This window comes from Saccharomonospora azurea NA-128, from assembly GCF_000231055.2.
Taxonomy (GTDB): Bacteria; Actinomycetota; Actinomycetes; order Mycobacteriales; family Pseudonocardiaceae; genus Saccharomonospora; species Saccharomonospora azurea.
The window spans coordinates 243,599-264,746 of the sequence record NZ_CM001466.1 but is presented as its reverse complement, the minus strand read 5'-3'; the positions used below and the strand labels follow the sequence as shown (position 1 = coordinate 264,746).

Annotated in this window: 20 protein-coding genes and 1 tRNA gene; 11 read left to right on the top strand and 10 right to left on the bottom strand. The window is 68.4% G+C overall.

Annotation, left to right across the window (positions count from 1 at the left end):
- Positions 1 to 227 precede the first annotated feature (227 nt).
- Positions 228 to 1,763: an LLM class flavin-dependent oxidoreductase gene (locus tag SACAZDRAFT_RS01285; protein ID WP_005437911.1), complete on the bottom strand. Its 1,536-nt coding sequence runs from the start codon at positions 1,761 to 1,763 to the stop codon at positions 228 to 230.
- A 606-nt stretch (positions 1,764 to 2,369) separates the two neighbouring features.
- Between SACAZDRAFT_RS01285 and SACAZDRAFT_RS01280 the strand changes: the two genes are divergently transcribed.
- Positions 2,370 to 2,897, top strand: coding sequence for a flavodoxin domain-containing protein (locus tag SACAZDRAFT_RS01280; RefSeq protein WP_005437910.1), 528 nt, complete (start codon positions 2,370 to 2,372; stop codon positions 2,895 to 2,897).
- On the opposite strand, the gene SACAZDRAFT_RS23515 is transcribed toward SACAZDRAFT_RS01280, so the two are convergent.
- Positions 2,850 to 3,119: a hypothetical protein gene (locus tag SACAZDRAFT_RS23515; RefSeq protein ID WP_040927609.1), complete on the bottom strand. Its 270-nt coding sequence runs from the start codon at positions 3,117 to 3,119 to the stop codon at positions 2,850 to 2,852. The two genes, SACAZDRAFT_RS01280 and SACAZDRAFT_RS23515, sit on opposite strands and share 48 nt — an antisense overlap.
- Positions 3,120 to 3,228: 109 nt before the next feature.
- Here SACAZDRAFT_RS23515 and uxaC point away from each other — a divergent pair, with 109 nt between their 5' ends.
- The gene (gene uxaC, locus SACAZDRAFT_RS01270; protein ID WP_232286328.1) at positions 3,229 to 4,383 is read left to right on the top strand and encodes a glucuronate isomerase; all 1,155 of its coding nucleotides are present in this window, start codon (positions 3,229 to 3,231) and stop codon (positions 4,381 to 4,383) included.
- A gap of 39 nt (positions 4,384 to 4,422) precedes the next feature.
- Here the strand turns inward: uxaC and SACAZDRAFT_RS01265 are convergent, their stop codons facing one another.
- Positions 4,423 to 5,745 carry a M20/M25/M40 family metallo-hydrolase gene (locus tag SACAZDRAFT_RS01265; RefSeq protein ID WP_005437908.1) on the bottom strand — a complete coding sequence of 441 codons (1,323 nt, stop codon included), beginning with the start codon at positions 5,743 to 5,745 and terminating at the stop codon, positions 4,423 to 4,425.
- A 101-nt stretch (positions 5,746 to 5,846) separates the two neighbouring features.
- Between SACAZDRAFT_RS01265 and SACAZDRAFT_RS01260 the strand changes: the two genes are divergently transcribed.
- Positions 5,847 to 5,930: transfer RNA gene (locus tag SACAZDRAFT_RS01260), tRNA-Leu, on the top strand.
- Between the two features lie 95 nt (positions 5,931 to 6,025).
- On the opposite strand, the gene SACAZDRAFT_RS01255 is transcribed toward SACAZDRAFT_RS01260, so the two are convergent.
- The 3 genes from SACAZDRAFT_RS01255 to SACAZDRAFT_RS01245 are packed head-to-tail and all read right to left on the bottom strand — an operon-like array spanning position 6,026 to position 7,310.
- Positions 6,026 to 6,532 carry a hypothetical protein gene (locus SACAZDRAFT_RS01255; protein ID WP_005437907.1) on the bottom strand — a complete coding sequence of 169 codons (507 nt, stop codon included), beginning with the start codon at positions 6,530 to 6,532 and terminating at the stop codon, positions 6,026 to 6,028.
- Positions 6,529 to 6,975, bottom strand: a complete 447-nt coding sequence (locus SACAZDRAFT_RS01250; protein WP_005437906.1) for a hypothetical protein — start codon at positions 6,973 to 6,975, stop codon at positions 6,529 to 6,531. Before SACAZDRAFT_RS01250 ends, SACAZDRAFT_RS01255 begins: the two co-directional genes overlap by 4 nt.
- Positions 6,972 to 7,310: a hypothetical protein gene (locus SACAZDRAFT_RS01245; RefSeq protein WP_005437905.1), complete on the bottom strand. Its 339-nt coding sequence runs from the start codon at positions 7,308 to 7,310 to the stop codon at positions 6,972 to 6,974. Before SACAZDRAFT_RS01245 ends, SACAZDRAFT_RS01250 begins: the two co-directional genes overlap by 4 nt.
- A gap of 388 nt (positions 7,311 to 7,698) precedes the next feature.
- On the opposite strand from SACAZDRAFT_RS01245, the gene SACAZDRAFT_RS01240 reads away from it, so the two are divergent.
- The 5 genes from SACAZDRAFT_RS01240 to SACAZDRAFT_RS01220 all read left to right on the top strand — a co-directional run bounded on the left by SACAZDRAFT_RS01240 (position 7,699) and on the right by SACAZDRAFT_RS01220 (position 15,861).
- A complete protein-coding gene (locus SACAZDRAFT_RS01240) occupies positions 7,699 to 9,039 on the top strand; it encodes a hypothetical protein (RefSeq protein WP_005437904.1) in 1,341 nt (446 codons plus the stop codon).
- Positions 9,040 to 9,153: 114 nt separating this feature from the next.
- Positions 9,154 to 10,647 (top strand): DUF3375 domain-containing protein, encoded by a 1,494-nt coding sequence (locus tag SACAZDRAFT_RS01235; RefSeq protein ID WP_005437897.1) that lies wholly within the window; start codon positions 9,154 to 9,156, stop codon positions 10,645 to 10,647.
- Positions 10,644 to 11,300, top strand: a complete 657-nt coding sequence (locus SACAZDRAFT_RS01230; RefSeq protein ID WP_005437895.1) for a DUF4194 domain-containing protein — start codon at positions 10,644 to 10,646, stop codon at positions 11,298 to 11,300. Before SACAZDRAFT_RS01235 ends, SACAZDRAFT_RS01230 begins: the two co-directional genes overlap by 4 nt.
- Positions 11,297 to 14,638, top strand: coding sequence for an ATP-binding protein (locus SACAZDRAFT_RS01225; RefSeq protein ID WP_005437893.1), 3,342 nt, complete (start codon positions 11,297 to 11,299; stop codon positions 14,636 to 14,638). Before SACAZDRAFT_RS01230 ends, SACAZDRAFT_RS01225 begins: the two co-directional genes overlap by 4 nt.
- The gene (locus tag SACAZDRAFT_RS01220; RefSeq protein ID WP_005437891.1) at positions 14,635 to 15,861 is read left to right on the top strand and encodes a DUF3322 and DUF2220 domain-containing protein; all 1,227 of its coding nucleotides are present in this window, start codon (positions 14,635 to 14,637) and stop codon (positions 15,859 to 15,861) included. Before SACAZDRAFT_RS01225 ends, SACAZDRAFT_RS01220 begins: the two co-directional genes overlap by 4 nt.
- Positions 15,862 to 15,936: 75 nt before the next feature.
- Here the strand turns inward: SACAZDRAFT_RS01220 and SACAZDRAFT_RS01215 are convergent, their stop codons facing one another.
- The 3 genes from SACAZDRAFT_RS01215 to SACAZDRAFT_RS23510 all read right to left on the bottom strand — a co-directional run bounded on the left by SACAZDRAFT_RS01215 (position 15,937) and on the right by SACAZDRAFT_RS23510 (position 17,298).
- Positions 15,937 to 16,338 carry a hypothetical protein gene (locus tag SACAZDRAFT_RS01215; RefSeq protein ID WP_005437886.1) on the bottom strand — a complete coding sequence of 134 codons (402 nt, stop codon included), beginning with the start codon at positions 16,336 to 16,338 and terminating at the stop codon, positions 15,937 to 15,939.
- Positions 16,339 to 16,496: 158 nt separating this feature from the next.
- Positions 16,497 to 17,054: a pentapeptide repeat-containing protein gene (locus tag SACAZDRAFT_RS22145; protein WP_005437884.1), complete on the bottom strand. Its 558-nt coding sequence runs from the start codon at positions 17,052 to 17,054 to the stop codon at positions 16,497 to 16,499.
- A gap of 28 nt (positions 17,055 to 17,082) precedes the next feature.
- Positions 17,083 to 17,298, bottom strand: coding sequence for a hypothetical protein (locus tag SACAZDRAFT_RS23510; RefSeq protein ID WP_232286327.1), 216 nt, complete (start codon positions 17,296 to 17,298; stop codon positions 17,083 to 17,085).
- A gap of 129 nt (positions 17,299 to 17,427) precedes the next feature.
- Here SACAZDRAFT_RS23510 and fxlM point away from each other — a divergent pair, with 129 nt between their 5' ends.
- The 3 genes from fxlM to SACAZDRAFT_RS01200 all read left to right on the top strand — a co-directional run bounded on the left by fxlM (position 17,428) and on the right by SACAZDRAFT_RS01200 (position 19,937).
- Positions 17,428 to 18,789, top strand: a complete 1,362-nt coding sequence (gene fxlM / locus SACAZDRAFT_RS23505) for a methyltransferase, FxLD system (RefSeq protein ID WP_005437882.1) — start codon at positions 17,428 to 17,430, stop codon at positions 18,787 to 18,789.
- A 50-nt stretch (positions 18,790 to 18,839) separates the two neighbouring features.
- Positions 18,840 to 19,424 carry an AAA family ATPase gene (locus SACAZDRAFT_RS01205; RefSeq protein WP_040927867.1) on the top strand — a complete coding sequence of 195 codons (585 nt, stop codon included), beginning with the start codon at positions 18,840 to 18,842 and terminating at the stop codon, positions 19,422 to 19,424.
- A 135-nt stretch (positions 19,425 to 19,559) separates the two neighbouring features.
- Positions 19,560 to 19,937 (top strand): PH domain-containing protein, encoded by a 378-nt coding sequence (locus tag SACAZDRAFT_RS01200; RefSeq protein WP_005437877.1) that lies wholly within the window; start codon positions 19,560 to 19,562, stop codon positions 19,935 to 19,937.
- Positions 19,938 to 19,950: 13 nt separating this feature from the next.
- On the opposite strand, the gene SACAZDRAFT_RS01195 is transcribed toward SACAZDRAFT_RS01200, so the two are convergent.
- Positions 19,951 to 21,081: an alpha/beta hydrolase family protein gene (locus SACAZDRAFT_RS01195; protein ID WP_005437875.1), complete on the bottom strand. Its 1,131-nt coding sequence runs from the start codon at positions 21,079 to 21,081 to the stop codon at positions 19,951 to 19,953.
- Between the last annotated feature and the right edge of the window lie 67 nt (positions 21,082 to 21,148).

Below are 21,148 nucleotides of genomic sequence, written 5' to 3'. Positions count from 1 at the left end.
CTCGTCGCAGCGGCCGAACACCTGCCGAACCAACGAGCGCGCACGGCGGAAAGGTTCCCTCGCCCCCGTGGTCGGCAGGTACCGCATACCTCCAACCACGCTGCGTCAACCGTGGTCGAGCGGGCGCCGTTCAGCCGCGGAACACCTCGGTGCCGGCCACCCTCGAGGAGATGCCCCACATAGTTCAGAGCGTCCACCCGGGACGGGACGAGACCGCCGCAGAAGGCTCAGAGCTGACCGTCGTACATCCCGTAGCGGGCGATGGGTTCCACCAGCTCCCGTTCCTCGTAGGCGAGGTGCGACAGGAGCGTGTCGGTGAGCAGGTCCACGGCCTCCTGCAGGCGCGTGTAGTCGCCAGGGTGTTCCACCATGTCGACGAGCGCACGATCCACCGATTCGAGCACGTCGTGGATCACGAGGTGCTCCTGTTCGAGCCGTTCCAGCACCGGCACGAGGTCGTCGTCGCGCGCTCGAAGGTGCGGGAAGATGCCCTGGTCTTCGATGGTGTGGTGCTGGGCGACCACGCGGCAGTACGACGCGCAGTAGGCACCGACCGTCCAGTTGTTCTGACGCATGGTCATCTCGCTGATCGCCGAGCGCGCGGAGCCGACGTCCACCGAGCCTGCCCGCACCTGGTCCACCAGGTCGCGGATCTGCCTCAGCTCGGCACGGAGCTGGTCGTGCACGTCGATCAGGTGCTGTCCGGCAGCCCGACCCCGGTTCGTGTAGCGCGCGGCACCCCGGGTCGCGACCGCGGTGGGCCGCGTGCTCTCGTCCCACGGCATCGCGTCGCTCACCCGGACACCGGAGTCCGGCGTGGGACGCAGGCCAAGCTCGGTCGTGCCCTCCGGTGCCGATGCCTCGTCCGGCGTGCGCCGGGCCGGGTTGCCGTCCCGGGGCTGGGCTCGTCCGCGTCGTTCGGCGGCCACGAGCTCCCGGACCGCGGGCGCGGTCTCGGCGCCGAAGCGTCGGATCGTCCCCGGATCGTCGGTGGCGAGGATGAACGTCGACACGCCGTACTCCAGCGCCAGTTCCGCGAGCGACTCCGGGTCGGCGTCCTGCGAACCGATGTTGAGCAACCGCCGGATCTCCTCCGGCGCGCGTCCCGCCTCTGTCGCGCTGTCGTCGATGATCGGGTTCAGCTCACCGAGCGCGTCCCGGCTGGGGAGATACGGCAGCGACGGCAGCCACCCGTCGGCCGCGCGCCCCACCAGACGCAGCATCCGGGGCTTGTACGCGCCGAGCCAGATCGGGATCGGGTGTGCCGGGGCGGGGCCGCGCTTGGCGCCCACCACTCGGTAGTGGTCGCCGTCGACGCGGACGCCGCCGCGTTCGTCGGCGGCCCACAGCTCGCGGATGACGCGGATCGCCTCTGCGAGGGCGTCGACGGACTCCCCGGGAGTGAGCCGCCTGCCACCCATGGCCTCGATCGCGTCCCAGAAGCCGCCCGCCCCCAGACCCAGCGCCACCCGGCCACCGGTCAGCAGATCGAGACCGGCGGCGGACCGCGCCAGCACGGCGGGCGGCCGCAGCGGCAGGTTCACCACGTTCGCCGACAACTCGACGCGTTCGGTCCGCGCCGCCACGTACGACAGCAGAGTCCAGGTGTCGAGGAACCGCGCCTGGTACGGGTGGTCCTGGAACGTGACCAGGTCCAGCCCCGCCTGCTCGGCGACCTGCGCCAGCGCCACCGGCCGCGCTGGTTCGTCGGCGGTCGGCGTGATGAAGGTGCCGAAGCGCAGCTCATGCCCGTAGTCCGTCATACAACACATCCTATGGTTGAGCGCTCAATCACTGTCCGCCGGCCTGCTCGGCGCTTGACGGAAATTGGTGCGGACCATGGCAGGATTATTCGGATGAAGATGACGACCCGGGTGGCTGGCAATCTCGCCGGCGCCGGTCTGGTGGGCTGCCTGGTGTGGTCGGTAGTCGTTCAGCTGGCGATGCCGTCCTGGTTCGCCCCCGGCGATTCCTGCTCAGGCGTCACGACTTGTTCACACCATGAAAGAACACGCGCAGGCGATGAGCATGGCCGTCGAGAAGAGTTCGCGCCGCATTTCTGTTCCTTTCCTCGGCACCCTTGAGCTGCCGCCATCCGACCAGCTGGCGTTTCTCGGCGGTGTCGTGACCCTTGGGGTGATGGGCGTCGTGGACTGGCCGGGGCGTGGCAGTACTCGTCACCGGCCACGTACTCGCCCACAACCGGCACGTGCTCTTCCTCCAAGGACTTCGGCAAGGCGCTCGAGGAGGCGTAACGGCGAGACCGCGACCGGGACGACCGTCCTATGACCGGTGTCTGGCCACCGGGTATTCACACGCAGGACTGACGACCCTTCCCGGGTCCGGCCGTGCTGCCGCACGGTCAGTGTATGAACGTGTCCGGGAAGGTACTGGTCGCCTACGCCACCGCTGCGGGCTCCACCGAGGGTGTCGCGTCGTTCGTCGCGGACCGGCTTCGCCGCCGAGGCGGGAGAGTGGACGTCATACCGGTTGACGACGTGCCCTCGGTCGAACCGTACGACACCGTCGTACTCGGTAGTGCGGTACACAACCGAGCTTTCCTGCCGCAAGCCACCACGTTCGCGCACGAACACAGGAACACCTTGCGGACGAAGAGCGTCTGGCTGTTCAGTGTCGGCATCGGGCCCTCCCTGCGCGGTCCCCTCGGCAGGAAGCTCGGCAGGGTGGTGCCGAAGCACATCGCAGCCATACGCGACGGCGTCGAGGCCCGTGATTACCACGCGTTCGCCGGGGTCGTTCCTCGCGAGGGTTCACCTCTCATGGCCAGGGTGCTGTTGCGGCTGTTCGGCGGCCGGTACGGGGACCTTCGTGACTGGGACGCCATCGAGTCATGGGCGGGGCGTATCCCGGTGCACCAGGACGTGGCCGAGATGTAGTGGAAGGCTGCCCTGACGAAAGATGCCGGAGCCGAACGGGGTTTCCGGTGTTCCCGGCTCACCGAGCACACCGTCCCGGCGTGGCACGCCGAGCGCCTCCAGCGGCACACCCTGCGACACCAGCATCCGGGTCACGTAGTGATCGGGCACCACGAGCAGTCGCGCGGGATCGGGAAACGGTGCGTCTTCGGCGAGCACCTCGGCCTTCACGTGCCCGTGCATGCAGACGAGCGGCGGCGCGCGAGTCTCGGCGTAGAGGCGGCGGGCGACGTCACGGGTTGCGGGATCGGCGGGCAGAGCCCGGTCCGGATGCAGGACGAGCGGCGAGCCGGTGGAGACCGACGCGCGGGCGATCCGGCGGTTGCTGTGCGAGCACTGGCACCTCTTCCGCGGCACGCCGTCGCGCTACTGGCTGGAGCACGAGCTGTCGGAGGTGTTCGGCGTCCGCCTCCAGCCTTCCGCCGACACGGCCAAGGACATCTACGACCAGCTGGCCGCCGCACTGTCCGAACCGGACTTCCGGCCGAGAGCCCTGCTCGATCGGTTCGACATCGAGTTGATTTCCACGACCGACCCGGCCACCTCGGACCTGCGACACCACGCCCGGCTGCGCAAGGACGGCCTCGGCGACCGCGTGATCCCCACCTTCCGGCCCGACGCGGTGGTCCAGCCCAGCCACGACGGGTGGCGGCGACACGTGGCGGAACTCGGCCGACTCACCGACTGCGACACCACCCACTATTCCGGGTTCCTCGACGCCCTGCGCGAGCGCCGCAGGGCGTTCGTCGAGGCCGGTGCACTCGCCACCGACCACGGGCACTTGGGCACCGACACCACGCCGTTGGACAACGCCGAGGCCGCCCGCATCTACGCCGCGGCCCTCACCGGCACGGTGACGGCGGAGGAAGCCTCCGCTTTCGCCGGCCACATGCTGTTCGTCATGGCGGGAATGTCCTGTCAGGACGGTCTGGTGATGCAGCTGCATCCCGGAGTCCTGCGCGACCACCACGAGGGCACGTTCACCGTGTTCGGCCCCGACAGGGGTTTCGACATCCCGGTGGCCGCCGAGTTCACGCGGGGCTTGCGACCGCTGCTCCAGGCGTACGGCCACCACCCCGGCTTCCGGCTCATCCTGTTCACGGTCGACGAGACCGTCTACAGCCGGGAACTGGCACCGCTGGCGGGCGCGTACCCGTCGGTGCGCTTGGGGGCGCCGTGGTGGTTCCTCGACAGCCCGGACGGGATGCGCCGGTTCCGGGAACTGGCCACGGAAACCGCCGGCTTCTACAACACCTCCGGTTTCGTGGACGACACGCGCGCGTTCGCCTCCATCCCGGCCCGCCACGACCTGGCCCGCCGCATCGACGCCGGCTATCTCGCCCGCCTGGTGACCGAACATCGGCTGAGCGAGGACGAGGCCGCCGAGACCGCGGTCGACCTCGCCTACCACCTGCCGCGCCTCGCCTACCGGCGCCGGGACGGGTGACTCGGGGCTGAGAGCCGACGCTCAGCCCCGAGTGTCCCCTCAGCAGGTGCGGAAGAACCGGTCCAGCACCCGCGTGCCGAACTTCAGCGCGTCCACGGGCACACGCTCGTCGACGCCGTGGAACAACGCGGAGAAGTCGAGGTCGTCCGGCAGCTGCAGCGGCGCGAAGCCGAAGTTGCGGATGCCGAGCTTCTGGAACGCCTTCGCGTCGGTGCCGCCCGACAACATGTACGGCAGCGTGCGCGCGCCGGGGTCCTCGGCGAGGACGGCGGAGCTCATCGCGTCGACGATGGCGCCGTCGAACGTCGTTTCGACGGGCGGCAGCTCCAGCCACTCCTTCTCGATGTCGGGCCCGAGGATCTCGTCGAGCTCGCGGTTGAACGCCTCAACCCGGCCGGGCAGGATGCGGCAGTCCACGGTCGCCTCCGCCACGGACGGGATGACGTTGGCCTTGTATCCGGCGTTGAGCATCGTCGGGTTGGCCGTGTCACGCAGGGTGGCGCCGATCATGCGGGAGATGTTGCCGAGCTTGGCCACGGCGCCCTCGAGGTCGTCCTCGGGGAAGTCCCACCCGGTGATCTCGGTGACGCCCGCGAGAAACTCCCGCACGGAGTCGGTGAGCACGAGCGGGAACCGGTGGTTGCCGAGGCGCGCGACGGCCTCCGAGAGCTTCGTCACGGCGTTGTCGTGGTGCAGCATCGACCCGTGCCCCGCCGTGCCGCGGACGCGCAGGGTCATCCAGCGGATGCCCTTCTCGGCCGTCTCGATCAGATACGCGCGCACGTTGTCACGCAACGTGATCGAGAAGCCGCCGACCTCGCTGATGGCCTCGGTCGCGCCCTCGAACAGCTCGGGACGGTTGTCCACGAGCCACTGCGCACCGTACTGGCCGCCCGCCTCCTCGTCGGCGAGGAACGCGAAGATGATGTCGCGCGGGGGCACGATGTTGTGGCGCTTGTAGTGCCGCGCCAGCGCCAGGGACATGCCGACCATGTCCTTCATGTCCACGGCGCCACGGCCCCACACGTAGCCGTCCTGGATGGCGCCGGAGAAGGGATGCACCGACCACTCGGAGGCGTCGGCGGGCACCACGTCCAGATGGCCGTGCACCAGCAGAGCGCCCCGACTCGGGTCGGCCCCGGCGAGCCGGGCGATCACGTTGTGCCGGTTCTTGCCCCCGGACTCCACGTACGTGATCTCGTAGCCGACCTCGGTGAGCTTCTCGGCGACGTACTCGGCGGCCTCCCGCTCGCCGACGAGCGTCGCGGGATCGCCCGTGTTGGTGGTGTCGATGCGGATCAGCTCGCTCGTGAGCGTGACGGCTTCGTCGGCGGCCTCGTCGATCAAGTTGGGTTCGGTCACCGCACCTTCCTATCATTCGCGCAGGTGAGCTCGCTGTGGGCGCGAAAGGGCACCCCCTGTGCACGAGCTGTTCGGGCGTGGGCTACTCTATTCCCCAGCAAGTCCGAGTGGCGGAATGGCAGACGCGCTAGCTTGAGGTGCTAGTGCCCGTAAAGGGCGTGGGGGTTCAAGTCCCCCCTCGGACACACAGAGTGATGAACCGGTCGTCGAAGGCGGCCGGTTCTTTTGTTTCGCCAACCATCGTCCCCGACGTCACCGAGCGGGTCGATCACGGCGCGGGTCAGGCCCGCAGCAGACGACTGGCCACCACCAGGACGATGCCGTTGTACACGACGAGCACGGCAGACACGAGGATCTCCACGAAGGCCGCCGACGCACCGATCGACTCCAGAGTGGTGGTGACACCCACCCCGAAAGCGAGCCAGCCCAGGCACGCCATGAGCAGGGACAGGTTCCACAGGACGAGCAAGTTCCGGCGGACCGCGTTGGCAGATCCGAGTTCGAGCCGTCGAGCCGAGACCGTGCGGCGCATGGACATCGTGACGATGCCGAAGGACACGGCGATGACCGCTTGCGCGCCATGTGCGCCCACCGTCATCGCCAGCAGCTGGGCCTTCGTCGCCCACCCCACCCCCAGGCACACGACACTCCCGGCGAACGCCGTCGCCAGCGAGAACGAACCGAGTCCGAGCGGCACGGCGCTCGCGCCGATGCGCCGCGCACGGCTCGGATCGATCGCACGGTAGTCGCCGGTGACGTTCCCGATCTCGACGGCGCACGAGATCAAGCCGTGGGTAGCACGCGGCGCATGACGGTCGAGGTGATACCGGCACAGATCACCGTGACCGCCGCCGTGGCGAACGCGACGGTCAACGTGCTCGCGCCCAGTGGCGTACTGCCCTGGCCGCCGGCGATCGCGAGCACCACCAGGATGCCGAGCGCGTCGGCGACCACGGCGCACAACCACATGGCGAGCACCAGCCTGCGAATTCCCTGGAAAAACCGGAGATCGGCAGTGGTGGGAACACGCGATCGCACGGCCATCACGCCGACTCCGGCGAACAGCAGTCCCACCGCTCCCCCACCAAGAAAGATCAGTCCGAAGTAGAAGAACGGATGGATGCCGGTGGGCGCCGCGAGGCCGAGCCAGATGAGTGCCACCAGCACGAGGAGGGCAACACCGATCGCTGTATTCCCGACGGATCGCGCTGCGGACTGGGCAAGCGTCATCGCACTTCCCCATCGGACTTGTTCTGCATGGCACCGATGTTCGATTTCGCCCACTCGTCCCCGAGGTCGTGCACCTTCTGCGAAATGGAGGTCTGTTCGGTGGAAATGGTGTTGGTCAGCTCGACACTGCGAGCCAGCGCGCTTGCCGTCGCGGCATTCGCGGCGGTGAGCACGCTTGTGTGCAGTGCCCGCGGGTCGACGACCTGACGCCACTGCGGCGACAACCGCACCGCGATGACATCCACCTCCGCCGACACGACCACCTGCACTACCTGATCGGCGTCCTGCCCGATCAGCGTTTCCTCCGGTTCTGTGACTGAAGGAGGGCTTCTCATACTCCCAGTCCTCGGCTTCTTCGAAGCCCCTCTTCGGTTATCCACGCTGGCGGACTTTACGTCAGCCTCTCATGGGCGCGGGCATTTTGCACATGTTTTCGCCTGGTCCTCTCACATAAATGATCATGCTACAGCCACGACCGTTCTCGGAACCACGCCGAGTGGTGAAACTACTCGAGGGTCAACTGCCGATCCGGTCATCTCTCTCCTGTTCCAATCCTGTTCCATGCATGGCGATCAGGCAAGGACATGGCCGCCGACCGTGAAAATGATTCGGGTTCACCTCACTCGTTGCGCGGATGTGCGCACTAGATCAACAACGTAGTGTTGGACCTCGGTCAAGATCCCGTAGTGCCGAGTGCAGTGTGTCTCTGAGCCTTGGGGGAACGTGTTGGAGCCGGCGCGAAGCGTTTTGGAACAACTCATCCAGAGTTCGAACTTCTCCCTCAACTCTGATCCCAGTTTGGTAGGCGCGGTGGCTTCAGCCGCAGCGAAGGACGACGAGAGACGCGCGAAGGAGCGGCCCGAGAGAGGGTTGACCGACAACGCCTTGCGTCGGAAGCCAGAGCTCTGGCCTGTGCCACTGAAGGAAAGGCGGGCTGACGGAATTACCCCATGGCACGTGCTACATGTACTCGCCCGCAGTATCGCGTTGTCGCGGCGCGGAGCCGCGCGCGGACTCGCCGAGCACTGGGGAGCGCTGAAATACAGCCAGGCACTGACCGGCAACGCCGGTTCTTTCATGCGGTTGTCCGCCGAAGGCAAGAGAACAGCGCAGCGCTATAAGGCGATCCAGTCGGAGGAGCTCGGCACCGGTTTCGCCTTGGTAGCAGCCCGGCGGATACTGGAACAACACTATCCGGAACGGGTCGTCTCGATAGTTCCCGCAGACACGGCACTATACGCAGGATGGAGACAACTCGGTCGCTATAAACCGCAATACTTCGCCGAGGTATGGAAGCCGGGTAAACGTTCCCTGGTCATTCCGATCGCGTGCAAAGGACATCACAGCAACGCTTCGACGTCGCACAGTCAACTCGCCTCCGCCTCAGCTCACGTCGAACATGTCCACATCGGGCCGTGGAATGAGACGCCAGTTCTGATTTTCAGTACCGAATTGCCACCGGACGGTCCTGTCACCGTCAACACGCTGTGCGCCCAGGGAAGTGGCGGGTGGTTGAGCAGTCCGCGAAGTGAGCGTAGCAATCTCGATGTTCTGGTCGACGAAACGAACTTCCTCGACGGGATACAACCGCCCGCCGAAGGAGGCGAGCGTCCGAAACCGGTCGACGGCTTCCACGTCACACCGGACCGGTACGAGTGGTTCGCGCGCGTGCTCGCGCGTACCGCCGCCGCCGGGGTGACTGCCTTCGCCGGGGACGGCGGCGCGACTACCCAGTACTTGACCCGCCGACAAGGGCGCGAGCATTTCACCGGATTCACGCACGCGGCAGCCGGGAGCGTGCGGGATGCGTGTCACATCCTCTTCGGGATCAAGTTCTCCGGCACCGACCACATCTTCCGCCTGAACGGCACCCGAGTCGAGGCCTTCTCGGGCGTCGCCAACGACCTGCTTCAGCTCCTGGTCGAAGGACGGGTGGAGCGGTACCGCCACGAGGTCTACGAGCGGCGTTCTACCTGGCCCAGCGGCCTTCGGAGCGACTCGTGGAACGGCCCGGTGTCGATCCACGCTGATGGGACGGTCCTCGCCATGCGCATACTCCCCTGATGTCAACGGTTCGCCGATCGACGTCCGAGCCCACCCCGGTCGTGACCAGCCGTGATCCTCCCAACCCGGCGCGGTCACCGACCGTGTCGGACGCACACCGTACGCTACGCGGCGATGGCTACACGAGGCATAGAAGGCGCCTACCAGGGGGCACTGCGCGCGTTCCAGAACCCGATGCTCGCGCTCCTGCATCAGACGCACGCGCCGTTCGTGGTGACGGCGCTGGCGATGGTCTTCACCGCGGAGCGGCCGAGCGTGGCGGTGGCGGACGCGCACGCGGAGATCGACGACGCGCTCGACCAGTTGCGCGCCGCGGGATACGGGGACGAGGACAACCAGCCACTGCCGAGCGGGAACGCGCGGGACCTCTGCCGGCAGTGGGTGCAGGCGGGCTGGTTGGTGCGGCAGGTCTCCGACGACGACGTCGAGGTGTATCGGCTGTCCGCGTACGGCGTCGGGGCGCTCGAAGTCGCGGGCCGGGTCGGCGGGGTGCGCACCCGGGTGTCGGAGTCGCGGGTCAGGACGTTGCTGGACGCGATCGAGCGGCTCGCGCAGGACGCCGATCCGGACGTGATGGCCCGCATCTCGCGCCTGCACGAGGAGATCCAACAGCGGCAGAAGGAGCTCACCCGGCTCGAACGGGGCGGCGCGGTCGAGACCGTCGAGGACGAGAAGCTGCTGGAGGCGGCCGAGAACGTGCTGCACCTGGCGCGCGAACTACCCGCGGACTTCGCGCGCGTGGCGGAGTCGATCAAAGACATCCAGCGTGACGTCGTCGCCGAGTTGCGGCACGACGTGCGGCCGACCGGCGAGGTCCTCCGCGAATACCTGGAACGCGGCGAGCAGATCCTCGACGCGACGCCGGAGGGCCGCGCGTTCGCGGGTGCGTTGCGGCTGATCGGCGACCCGGCGCAGATCCACAACCTGTGGAGTCAGCTACGAACGGTGCTCCGGCACCGGTTCACCGACCTGCTGCCGGAGCGGCAGCGGCGGGAACTCACCGACATCTCGCGCCGGGTCGAGCAGGGGGTTCAGGAGGTGCTGACCGCGCAGCGGCAGGCTTCCCACGTGATCACCACTCAGGTGCGCGACCACGACCCGATGCGCGACCGCCAGGTGGACGACCTGCTGAGGAACGTGATGTCCGGCCTTCACACGTGGGTTCCCGGTTCCCGCCGCGGCGAGGCCGTCGAGCCGCTTCGCCGCCTGCCGGTGGCCGACGTCGGGCATCTGCGGCAGCGGGCAAGCGACCTGCGGCCGCCGCAGCCCCCCGCGCCGTTGCGGGAGTGGGACGAGGTCGAGGACGTGGCCTCCGCGGACACCCGGGCCTGGGGCGGTCCGCGATACGGCGCGCTGCAGGAGCACCTGGCCGCGTTCGCGGGCGACGCGGACGACGTGGATGTCGCGGCGGCGTTCCGTGCGGCGCCCGAGGACCTCCGGCGTCCGGTCGACCTGCTCGGCTTCCTGGAGATCGCCCACGACGCCGGGATGACCGAGACGGCCGAGGTCGCCCTGGTCGACACGGTCCGGCCCGACGGAACCCGGCGACGGTTCGCGCTCGGCGGTGTGGTCGCGGCGAACCCGGCTGACGGGAACGGTGAGCAATGAGTGAGACCGAGAGCTGGTCCGACACGGACGCCGGGTTCATCGACCCGGTGCCGATGGAGGACGATCCGACCGAGCTGTTCCCCGGGGACGCGGGCACGCTGGACGCGGACGTGCGGCGGGTGTTGGTCCAGTTGCTGCGCCGCAAGTTCCTACTGGCCGAGAAGAACCCGGCGCAGTGGCGGACGTTGCTGGAGAACCAGCAGATCATCGAGTCACGGCTGCACGACCTGTTCGTCCGCCTCGTGGTCGATCACGACCGCGGCATCGCGTACAAGCAGCAGGTGCGCTCGACGGAGCTGGACGTGCCGATCCTGCTCAGGGACGAGCCCTACAACCGGGCCGAGACGTTGGTGCTGGTGCACCTGCGGACCGTCTTCCAGCGGGAACGGGGCACGGGCGAGACGTCCGCACGCGTGGACATCGAGGAACTGGAACAGACCGTGCTGACCTACTTCGATCCCAGGGACCACAACCAGGCCCGCAGCCAGCAGGAGGTTCGCGGTGCGGTGCAGCGGCTGTCCACCGAGGGCCTGCTCGTCGAGGAATCCGCGGGCCGGTATCGCATCACTCCGCTGGTGGAGGTCGTGCTGAGTACCGCGAAACTCGCCGAACTGCAGCAGTGGTTGCGCGAACGGAACGAGGCCACGGCGTGAGCATGATCGACACGCTGTTCGGGTTGATCCCGGCGGCATCACGGGGCCAGCAGTGGGTGGCCCGGGACCTGCAACTGGTGAACTGGGGCGGCTACGACGGGTATCACCGCGTGCGGTTCGCGCCCGGCGCCACGCTGCTCAGTGGCGGTTCCGGGTCGGGCAAGTCGACGCTGATGGACTCCTACATCGCGTTGCTCATGCCGCACACGACGCCGTTCAACGGCGCGTCGAACGGCGGCGTGGTCGGCAGGCCCCGAGGCAAGGACCAGCGCAACATCCTCTCCTACGCGCGCGGCAAGCTCGACGAGTCCCGCACGGACGGCGAGACGAAGTCGCGCGTGTTGCGGGGTGACGGCCGGGACACCTGGTCGGCCATCGCGATGACCTGGGTCGACCACACCGGTGCCGAGTTCACCGCGCTCCGCGCCTGGTATGTGCCGTCGTCCGCCCGCGCCCTCGACGACGTCGTGGCGGTGCGCGCCACCTGCGACCACCACTACTCGCTGCGGGAGCTGGAAGGCCCGGCGGCCAAGCGGCTCGCCCGCGCGGAGGTCGAATCGACCGGCCTGACGTGCTTCGAGACCGACCGGGACTTCACCGCGCGACTCCACCACACGCTCGGCATCGGCGCTGCGGGTGACGGGCACAAGGCCGTCGCGCTGCTCGGTCGGATCCAGGCCGGCCAGCAGATCACCACCGTCGACGCCCTGTACAAGACGATGGTGCTCGAAGAACCGTCCACCTTGGCCACAGCGGACGCGGTGGTGCAGCAGTTCGACGAGCTGTCCGGCACGCGCGAGCGGATGATCGTCGCTCGCCAGCAGGTGAAGGCGCTGACGCCGATCCGCGAGCACCGGCGCGCCATCGACGACGCGGTGGAGCGGCTGCACCTGATCGAGGCGATCGGCTCGTTCACCGAGACGTCGTCGCCTGCCGCGTTGTGGTGTCACGAACGTCGGCTCGACCTTCTCCGTGCGGCCGAGCGGGACCTCGCTCAGCGATACCGGCGGGCCGAACAGGAACTGGCGGAGACCAACGCCCTGGTCGAAGCCACCGAAGCGCAGTGCGAAGGGGCCGCCGACACACTCCGCGCCTCCGGTGGTGACCGCCTGGACACAGCACTCCGAGAGCGGCGCAGCGTCGAGCAGCGGCTGGGCGACGTCGAGCGAACCCGGCAGCAGCTGGACCGGGCACTCGGCACCCTCGGCGTCACGGTGTCGACCGGCGCAGAATTCACCGCGCTGGTCGAGACGGCGCATCGGTCCCTCGCCGACACGGAAGCACGGCGAACCGCTCAAGCCCGGTTCGCCGACGCGATGAGCGAGAAACGGGACGCCGACACGGAACTGGCCGCGCTGCGCGCCGAACGCAAGGCGGTCACGGCGCGCAAGGGGAACATCCCGACCGACCTGCACACGGCTCGCGCAACCCTGGCCGAGGCCGCCGGGCTGACGCCGGACGACCTGCCGTTCGTCGGCGAGCTGATCGAGGTGCGCACCGAGTTCGAACCGTGGCGGGAGGCGTTCAACCTGGCACTCGGCGGGTTCGCCACGCGCATGCTCATCGACATGGGACGGCTGAACGCGTTCCGTGAGGCCATCAACACGGTCCCGACCGCTCGACGCGTGCACTTCCAGGGTGTGCGCACGGGCCGGCACGACGAGGTCAGGCTCAACGCGAAGACGCTCCCCGGCAGGCTCGACTACCGGCCGTCGCCCTTCACGGCGTGGCTCAAGAGCGAGCTCGCGAGCCGGTTCGACTTCGTCTGCGTCGACACGCCCCGATTGCTCCCCCAGTACACCAAAGCGCTCACGATCACCGGTCAGACGTCGCAGCCCGGCCGGGGCGCGCACGGCGGCCACGGCCGGGCCAACGTGCTCGGCTTCACCAACACCAGGCTGCTCGCCGAGCTCGACCAGCGGATCGATGCCGCGCGCCACCGCCTCGACGAGGCCGACGCGTGGGTGTCGCGGGCGGAGGACGAGCTCAACTCGTTCGAGGCCCGGCGGGCGGCCTACCGGACCGTGACCGAGTTGTCGTGGGACCAGGTGGACGTCGAGTCGGTGAAGGCGGAACGCAACCGGTGGGACCGCGTCGTCGAGGAGGTCCGTGCGGGCAACCCGAAGATCGATCAGCTGCAGCGACAGGTCGACGAGCTAAAGAATCAGGTCAGGGAGCTCACCCAGCGTGTCGGTGAGCGGAGGAAGACCGTGGAGGAGCTCGGCGCGCAATGGGAGTCGACCGTCGACGAGGTCGACCGCGCCCAGTCGGCCCTCGATGCGGCCACGGAGACCGGCACGGTCGTCCTTCCGGAGCACCAGGAATACCTGGAGACACTGTTCGCGGACACCTCGGCCGACGCTCCGGCGACGGAACTGGCGGAATTCGACGCGGCGGTGAAACGGGCCGCCGAACGACTCCACGCCGACCGGCAGTCGGCGACGGAGACGATCGGCCGGTCGAGAAAGGCGTTGGAGGACACGTTCTCGGTGTTCCTCGAACGCTGGCCCAACCCGAACCTCGGTACCGATCCCGACGCCTCCTATCGCGACTTCGACCGCGTCCTCACCGACCTGGAGAGCAGCGGCCTGCACGAGCTGGAGGCGGAGTGGCGGGACAGCCTGCTCAAGCTGTCCGGCAACGACCTCACCGGGCTGGACAGCGAACTCGCCGCGGCGGTGCGGGAGATCCGCGACCGGATCGACCCGGTCAACCGCATCCTCGCCGAACTCCCGTTCGCCGACGACGAACACCGGCTGCGCATCGACCCGCAGGAGAGCCATTCCACCGTGCGCGCCCGGTTCCGCAAGGAGCTGCGCGACGTGCGCGCGTTGATCGACCGGGCGGACACGGACGCCGACCGGGAGCGCGCGTATCACCGCATGGCCAAGGTGATCGACCGCATCCGGCGCACCGCCCCCGACTTCGCCGACCTCGTCGACGTCCGCAACCACGTGCGGATCAGCGCCGAGAAACGCGACCTCGACGGCAAACACGTCGCCGTGTACGACCACATCGGCGAGAAGTCCGGTGGCGAGTCGCAGGAGCTGGTGGCATTCATCGTCGGTGCCGCGTTGCGGTACCAGCTGGGCGACGCGGGCGCCGATCGTCCCCGCTACGCGCCGATCTTCCTCGACGAGGCGCTGATCAAGGCGGACGCGCGCCTCACCGGTCGAGCCATCGGCGCGTGGCGCGGACTCGGTTTCCAACTGATCATCGGTGCCCCGAACGACAAACACAGCGCGATCGAGCCGCACGTGGACGCGGAGTACCTGATCCTCAAGAACTCCGAGGGCCGCTCGTATGCGAAGCCGCTGGTCGGGGTTCCGGACGCATGAGCACGCTCGTCACCCCGGACGACGCTCTGACGACGGTTCGCCGCAAGGTCGAGCAGAAGTGGGCGGACGCCGTGTGCGCGGACTTCGGCGTCGGCGACCGGGTCACCTTCTCCGTCCCGCTTCGACCCGGCGTGTCGACGGGCAAGGCCGTCGAACGGCTGGGGCACGCCACCTGGCACGAGTGGCACAGGCTCTGGCGGGAGTTCGCGAGCAGACTCCCCGCCGGAGTGGACCTCGTCCGCACAGCGGTGAGCATCCGTGGCGTGGTCGGTGAGTTCCCCGCCACGCTGCGGGCGGATCTCGACGGCGCCGTCGCGCTCCTCGCCGACACCGGTGTCGCACCACCCACTGTGGACATCGGGCGTGCCCGTGAGCTGGCGTCGGCGCTGCGCTCGGCCGACGCCGCTCTCACCCCGGCCACGCTCCGAGCCGTCTCTCGTCTGCGGCCGAACGACGTGGACGTACTGCTCGGCGCGGTGACCTGGCTGCGGAAGCATCCCGACGTCAGCCCGTGGACGCTGCGGCAGCTCCCGATCCCCGGCATGCACACCAAGTGGCTGGACTCTCACGGGACACTGCTGCGTGATGTCAGTGGTCGCGACGTCCGGGCCGAGGTGCGGCCCCGGCCGACGGTCGTGCACCTGACCTACGTCGACCCGGACCACCTGGCATCGGGCCGCCGCAGGCACGACGCCTGGACGACCGGGGACGTGCACGACATCGCCTACCCGCCGCGCGTGGTCCTCGTCGTGGAGAACCGCGACTCCCGGCTGTGGTTCCCGCCGGTCAAGGACACCGTTGTGGTGGAAGGCGGCGGCAAGGCCGCAGCAGCCCTCCTGGGTGGTGTGCCCTGGGTCCGTGCCGCGGAGCACGTCGTCTACTGGGGCGACATCGACGCGGACGGGTACGCGATCCTCGACCGATTCCGAGCCACGCTGGCCGAACCCGGACCCGACGGGACACCCCCGAAGCCGGTCACCTCGATTCTCATGGACGCCACCGACCTGCAGCGCTACGCCGATCACGGCGTCGACCGCGACAAGGACGGGCGCCCCCTCAGACCGTCACCGGGGGTTCTGCGGCACCTCACCGACGCCGAAACCACCGCGTACGACACGATCGCGACCGCAGGCCCCACGCCGTTCCGTCGCATCGAACAGGAGACCATCCCACTCGCCGACGCCGTGACCCGCTTGCTGCGCGTCGTGAACGGCCAGGGCTGAGCGGACGCGGCGAAACCTCGTCGAGGTGCCGTCCATGGGACAGGAGACACCGGCCTTGTCTCCCGTGTCAGGCGTTCAGTTGCTCTCTTCGAGTTCGGAGCAGTACTGCTGCCGGGCGATCGTGGCGTCGTTGCTCCGGAGCAGGGCATCCGACGTGCTGGCATCGTTGCGGATCAACGCCGCAGCCATCTCCTCGGCAGCGTCACCCTCGGTTCGGAGAATCGCCTTTAGCTTCTCGTCCTCGGTCTCGTCAGCGATCGCCAAGATCGTGCGGCTGTAGACGCGGTAGTCCCCGGGCTCCATCCCGTTCTCCTGCCATGCCCGGTAAGCCTCCTCGCAGGAGTCGAGGGCTGCGGACGTCGGGTCGAGCGTGGCAGTCAGTTGGTCGAAGGAGTTCACGCCGAAAAAGGCGAGGACGGCCACGGCCGATGCTGCCGCCCCCAGCCACACCCCTGCCTTCGGCTTGTCGTCTGACATCGTCCTCCCCCACTGCCCAGTCGTTCGACGACCCATCTTGCCGCGATTCCAGCCCGGGCGGGGGAGTTCGACGGACTGGGTGTTCTCAAGCTCGCGTAGGCCCCGGCCCCCGGAGGTTCATCGGATTGGGTCGATCCGCCCAACACTCTTCACTGCGGTCAAGGCCAGATCGCCGACTCAGCCCCTGGCGCGTTTGCCAGGTGGAGTGCACGATCCACGCCTATCACCGCTGAGAAATCCGCACCGGCGATGCTCTTGACGCCGACGAAGTTGGCTCCCACCAGGTCGGCACCAGCGAAGGTGACATCACTGGGGTTCGCACCCTCGAACACGGTGGGGGAACTGCGCCCATTCGAACGCACACTCGTAGAAGTTACTTCCCGTGAGGTCCGCTCAGTGCCACTCGGACAGCACGCATAGCACCCCGCAGCGTTGGCACCGCGCATCACCACGTCGTGGAGCCGCACTCCTTCGACGACCAGCCCGGGGAATCTGAACTCACGCATACCAGGCGCTACCGGGTCCTCGTACACGACGCGGTCCCGAATCACGTCGACTGCGGCTTGTGTGCCCGCGTTCGCCTCGAATACCGGGCGCTCGTCGGTGTAAAGGCCGATCGACCTGGCCCCAGGTCTGTCGTTGGCAAGGTAGGACTCCGCGAGATCGACGACATGCTCCCGGTCGTCGGGTGAGATTTGCGCGACCCGTCGCAACATTCGAAATCCTGCGGCTTGAGCGTTGACCTCAGAGCTGCTGATCAATTCTGCCGCACTGGTCACCTGCTCCGTGATCGCCTTGTCCTGTTCGAGGTCGAGCTTGTCCTGTTCCAGATTCGAGGCCGCGGTACTGGACCGTCAGCCCGATGAAGGCGGCCACGGTCACCGCGAGGTTGACACCGACCGTCAGACCAATGCCGTCTTCCAGCGGCAGAAGAGCGGGAGTGCCCGGACCGTCTGTCATGAACGAATGATGCCGGTGGCGCTTCGCACGACGGCGCCGTTTTCGGCGGATTGCTCTGATCGGGTCGTTGTTCGCAGCCCCGCACGACCCGCCCTTTCGATCGGCGCGGGACCGACCGAAAGGCTCTACATGACCACAACACGCGGCGCCGTCGACGAGGCGAACGCCCTCCGCGAGAACATGGTGCGCAAGCTTCGGCAATATCGCGCGATTCGTAGCGAATCGGTAGCCCGGGCGGTGCAGACCGTGCCCCGCCACCTCTTCGCTCCGGACGCGCCGTGGGAGTCCGTCTACAAGCCGAACACGGCTCTGGTGGTCAAGCGCGATGAGCAAGGCGTGGCAACCAGCTTGCTCAGCGCCGCGCACATCCAGGTGACGATGCTGGAACAAGCGGAGCTGGAACCGGGGATGCGGGTCCTGGAGGTCGGTAGCGGCGGCTACAACGCGGCCCTGATCTCCGAGCTGGTGGGCGAGTCCGGGACCGTCGTCTCGCTGGATATCGACGCCGAGGTCGTCGAACGCGCCCGCCGCTGCCTGAAGACTGCCGGGTACGAGCGTGTCACCGTGGCGCAGGGCGATGCCGAATACGGACACGCCGACGGAGCTCCGTGGGACCGGGTCATCGTCACGGCCGGCGCCTGGGACATTCCGCCGAGCTGGACCGGGCAACTGGCTCCGGAGGGCCGCATCGTCGTGCCGCTGCGGATGCGCGGACTGACCCGCTCCGTCGTGCTCGAAGCCGCCGGTGACCACCTCGTGAGCCGCGACTACGGCGACGACGCCGACCAGCGAGCTCCCGGAGGGACGCATCGTCGAGAAGTCCCACACCCGGATCGTCGTCTCCTGGCCGGGAGCGCAGAACCCGGCACCTCGCTAGGGTCACCTGCGCGACGGGACAGCAGAGAGTGCGGCACTGGTGACGTCGCTCGTCGTGGTGTCGCTCCGGCCACCGCGGCCGAAGCGACACCACCATCGCTGTCCGACTTCCAGCTGGTCCCGACCAACGGCGGACTGCAGTCGATCGTCGACGACCTCGATGCACGACTACCCGGCCAAGGGCGTGCGGGTGTCGTTTTTGGACACCGACAGCGGCTCTACGTCGTCGACGCCGAACGCGGTATCCGGGTGTTCGACATGCGCTCCATCTTCGACGTCAAGTCGGCGTCCAACGGTGACGTCACCGACTCCGGCCAGGTCGGCAGGCAGAGCGGCACCTACTACAGCTACGGCTACCGCTACGTGATGCCGCAGGTCGCCGGCTGGTCCAACCCGGACGGACTCGCCGAGTTCCCGCCGGAGCACAAGTGCAAGGCCGGCGGTCCCCGGAAGTTCTCGTACACGGCCCTCGACCGCAGCGAGACCCCGGATGTGCTGATCACCGGCGAGTACTGCGCCGATCAGGGTGGTGAACCCGACCTCAACGGTCGTGTGGCGCGGTGGCCTCTGGACGGCAACACCAGCCACCCGGACGGCACGACCGGCTCGGTGTGATCCGGTTCATCACGGGAACGTCACGGCCGTTCCCGTCGTTGATCCTTTTTGTGGACATCGTGACACCCGGCCGGCCTGTGCTGCCGCTGGAGAACCGCACACTGCTCGTGGTCGCCGGGTTGCCTGGGGCAGGCAAGAGCACCCTGTTACGCGACACCGCCGCGAACCCGGGGGTGACCCTGCTCGACACCGATCACATGCGCGCGAGACTGCGCACCGTGTTCCCCGCGGGAACCCCCTACGCCTGCTACCGGCCGCTGGTGCACGTGCTGCACATCGCGCGGCTCGTCTCGGCCGCGATCCGCGCTCCCGGGCCGGTCGTCGTGCACGACCCGGCGACCGGCGCCATCGCCAGAACGGCGTTCGTCGTGCTCGGCACCCTCACCGGTCGCCGCAGGCACCTGCTCTGGATCGACTGCACGGTGCCCGAAGCGCTCGCCGGGCAACGCCACCGCGGCCGGATCCTTCCCCGCTGGTCGTTCGCGCGACACGTGCGCAACGGAGCCCGGCTCCGCCGCCGCCTGCTCGCGGGCGCCGTCCCGGCGGGCTGGTGTGACGCCACCGTCACCGACCGCCAGGCGAGCCGGCACGGCATGCAGATCGTGCAGGTCGAGGGCAAAGCACCGCTGGAGTAGTCGTCCCGCCGCGACCGATAGGGGTGCAGCCCCGCTTCGTCCGGTCCCCTCCCCTACGGACCTGGTGCCGACACTGTCCGTGTCGCTATCGTCGTCGTGCGCACGGCAAGAGTTTTTCCGAATGGGGAGGGGCCCGTGAGGATTTTCGACGGCATGCTGGGGAACGCTTCCCGGATCGATCCTCGTTCGGCGACGAAGCAGTACGGTCGCCTGCTCGCGCAGGACGAGCAGATCCATGCCGCCTACCAGCTGATCCGGGATTCCTTCCTCTTCACGAACCGGCGGTTGATCCTCATCGACAAGCAGGGTGTGACGGGCCGGAAGGTCGAGTACCACTCGATCCCGTATCGCAACATCGGCCACTTCGCCGTCGAGACCGCCGGTACGTTCGATCTCGACGCCGAGCTGAAGATCTGGCTCTCCGGCAGCCTCGAACCGATCGTCAAGCAGTTCGGCAAGGGCGTCGACGTCTACGAGGTCCAGGCCCTGCTCAGCGCCTACGTCGCCGGCTGAGCACCCCGCACGGTCACGACGGGTCGGCGAAGCTCACCTCGGGGAACTCGGGCGAGGGTCGTTCCAGCTGCGGTCGCCATTCACCGCGCAGGTGCAGGTCGAAGAACGCCGTCACGTAGCTTCGGGTGATCGTCGCTGCCCGCTCGGCGTCGACGTCCGCGCCGATGTCGAGTCCGAGTTGAGCGGCGAGCACGCCGATGTCGGTGAACGACGCGTGCTCCATGCCTTCCACCAGCAGCCAGCGTTTCCATCCGGTGAGCAGAGGCCATGCCGCCTCCCACGTGTCCGCCGCACCGTTTCCCAACCCCGGCGTATAGGTGTTCTGCCTGCCCAGAAGCAGCACGGGCTTGGAGAGTCCGGTCTCGCGTAACGGGGTGTCCAGCGTCCCGTCGATGTCGACACCGGCTCGAATCCGGTCGTCGGTCTGCAGAGCGTCGAGGGTGCCGGCGCCGCCGACGGAGTGGCCGCCCATCGCGATCCGCGACGCATCGAGCAGAGGCGCACCGCGCCAGTGCGCGCTCGACCGGGTCAGCTCGTCGAGCACGAACGACACGTCCGCCGCCCGGCCTCGCTCCAGCTTCCGCCAGAACTCCGGGCCGTAGTCGCCGCACGCGACACAACCGGTCACGCGGCCGTCGGGGAAGGTGGTGGCGACGTTCTCGTAGGTGTGGTCGACCACCGCGACGACGTAGCCGTGGCTCGCGAGGTCCTCGGCCACCGTGCTGAGCGTGGCGCGGGGCTTCTTGAACCCGGGGGACAGGACCACCAGCGGCAGGCTGCGCGCACGGCCGGCCGGGCGCGCGTCGACGACCGCGTTGGTGTGCACCGTGCTCAGGATCTCGGGCGGAACACCGGTGACGCCGTCGTCCTGGAGCAACGCCCGCGACTCCGCCGGTGTCAGGTACTGCTTCGTGGGTCCGTGGGCGGACGCCGCCGGGTAGAAGAGCGACACCATCAGCTCGCGGTTCAGCGACGGCACCCACGGGTCGCGGCGCGAGTCGTCCCGCAGGTGCAGCGAGGTCGTGCCCACCGCGAACGTGCCCGTCGGCTCGGGCAGCCGGAGGCCCGCGTCCGAGGGTTCCGCCACCGCAGGGGTGACGGACAAGAGCAGAACGAGTGCTGTGACCGCAGCGAGACCGCGCATGGATGACCTTTCCGTCGCGTCGGCCCAGTATCCCGGACACGCGCGCGGACGATGGCGCACGAATCGC

Coding starts and splice junctions, on each gene's coding strand:
- SACAZDRAFT_RS01285 (WP_005437911.1), bottom strand. CDS start 1,763: ATGACGGACTACGGGCATGAGCTGCGCTTCGGCACCTTCATCACGCCG.
- SACAZDRAFT_RS01280 (WP_005437910.1), top strand. CDS start 2,370: ATGAACGTGTCCGGGAAGGTACTGGTCGCCTACGCCACCGCTGCGGGC.
- SACAZDRAFT_RS23515 (WP_040927609.1), bottom strand. CDS start 3,119: ATGCACGGGCACGTGAAGGCCGAGGTGCTCGCCGAAGACGCACCGTTT.
- SACAZDRAFT_RS01250 (WP_005437906.1), bottom strand. CDS start 6,975: ATGACGCTTGCCCAGTCCGCAGCGCGATCCGTCGGGAATACAGCGATC.
- SACAZDRAFT_RS01245 (WP_005437905.1), bottom strand. CDS start 7,310: ATGAGAAGCCCTCCTTCAGTCACAGAACCGGAGGAAACGCTGATCGGG.
- SACAZDRAFT_RS01235 (WP_005437897.1), top strand. CDS start 9,154: ATGGCTACACGAGGCATAGAAGGCGCCTACCAGGGGGCACTGCGCGCG.
- SACAZDRAFT_RS01230 (WP_005437895.1), top strand. CDS start 10,644: ATGAGTGAGACCGAGAGCTGGTCCGACACGGACGCCGGGTTCATCGAC.
- SACAZDRAFT_RS01220 (WP_005437891.1), top strand. CDS start 14,635: ATGAGCACGCTCGTCACCCCGGACGACGCTCTGACGACGGTTCGCCGC.
- SACAZDRAFT_RS01215 (WP_005437886.1), bottom strand. CDS start 16,338: ATGTCAGACGACAAGCCGAAGGCAGGGGTGTGGCTGGGGGCGGCAGCA.
- SACAZDRAFT_RS22145 (WP_005437884.1), bottom strand. CDS start 17,054: ATGTTGCGACGGGTCGCGCAAATCTCACCCGACGACCGGGAGCATGTC.
- SACAZDRAFT_RS23510 (WP_232286327.1), bottom strand. CDS start 17,298: ATGACAGACGGTCCGGGCACTCCCGCTCTTCTGCCGCTGGAAGACGGC.
- fxlM (WP_005437882.1), top strand. CDS start 17,428: ATGACCACAACACGCGGCGCCGTCGACGAGGCGAACGCCCTCCGCGAG.
- SACAZDRAFT_RS01195 (WP_005437875.1), bottom strand. CDS start 21,081: ATGCGCGGTCTCGCTGCGGTCACAGCACTCGTTCTGCTCTTGTCCGTC.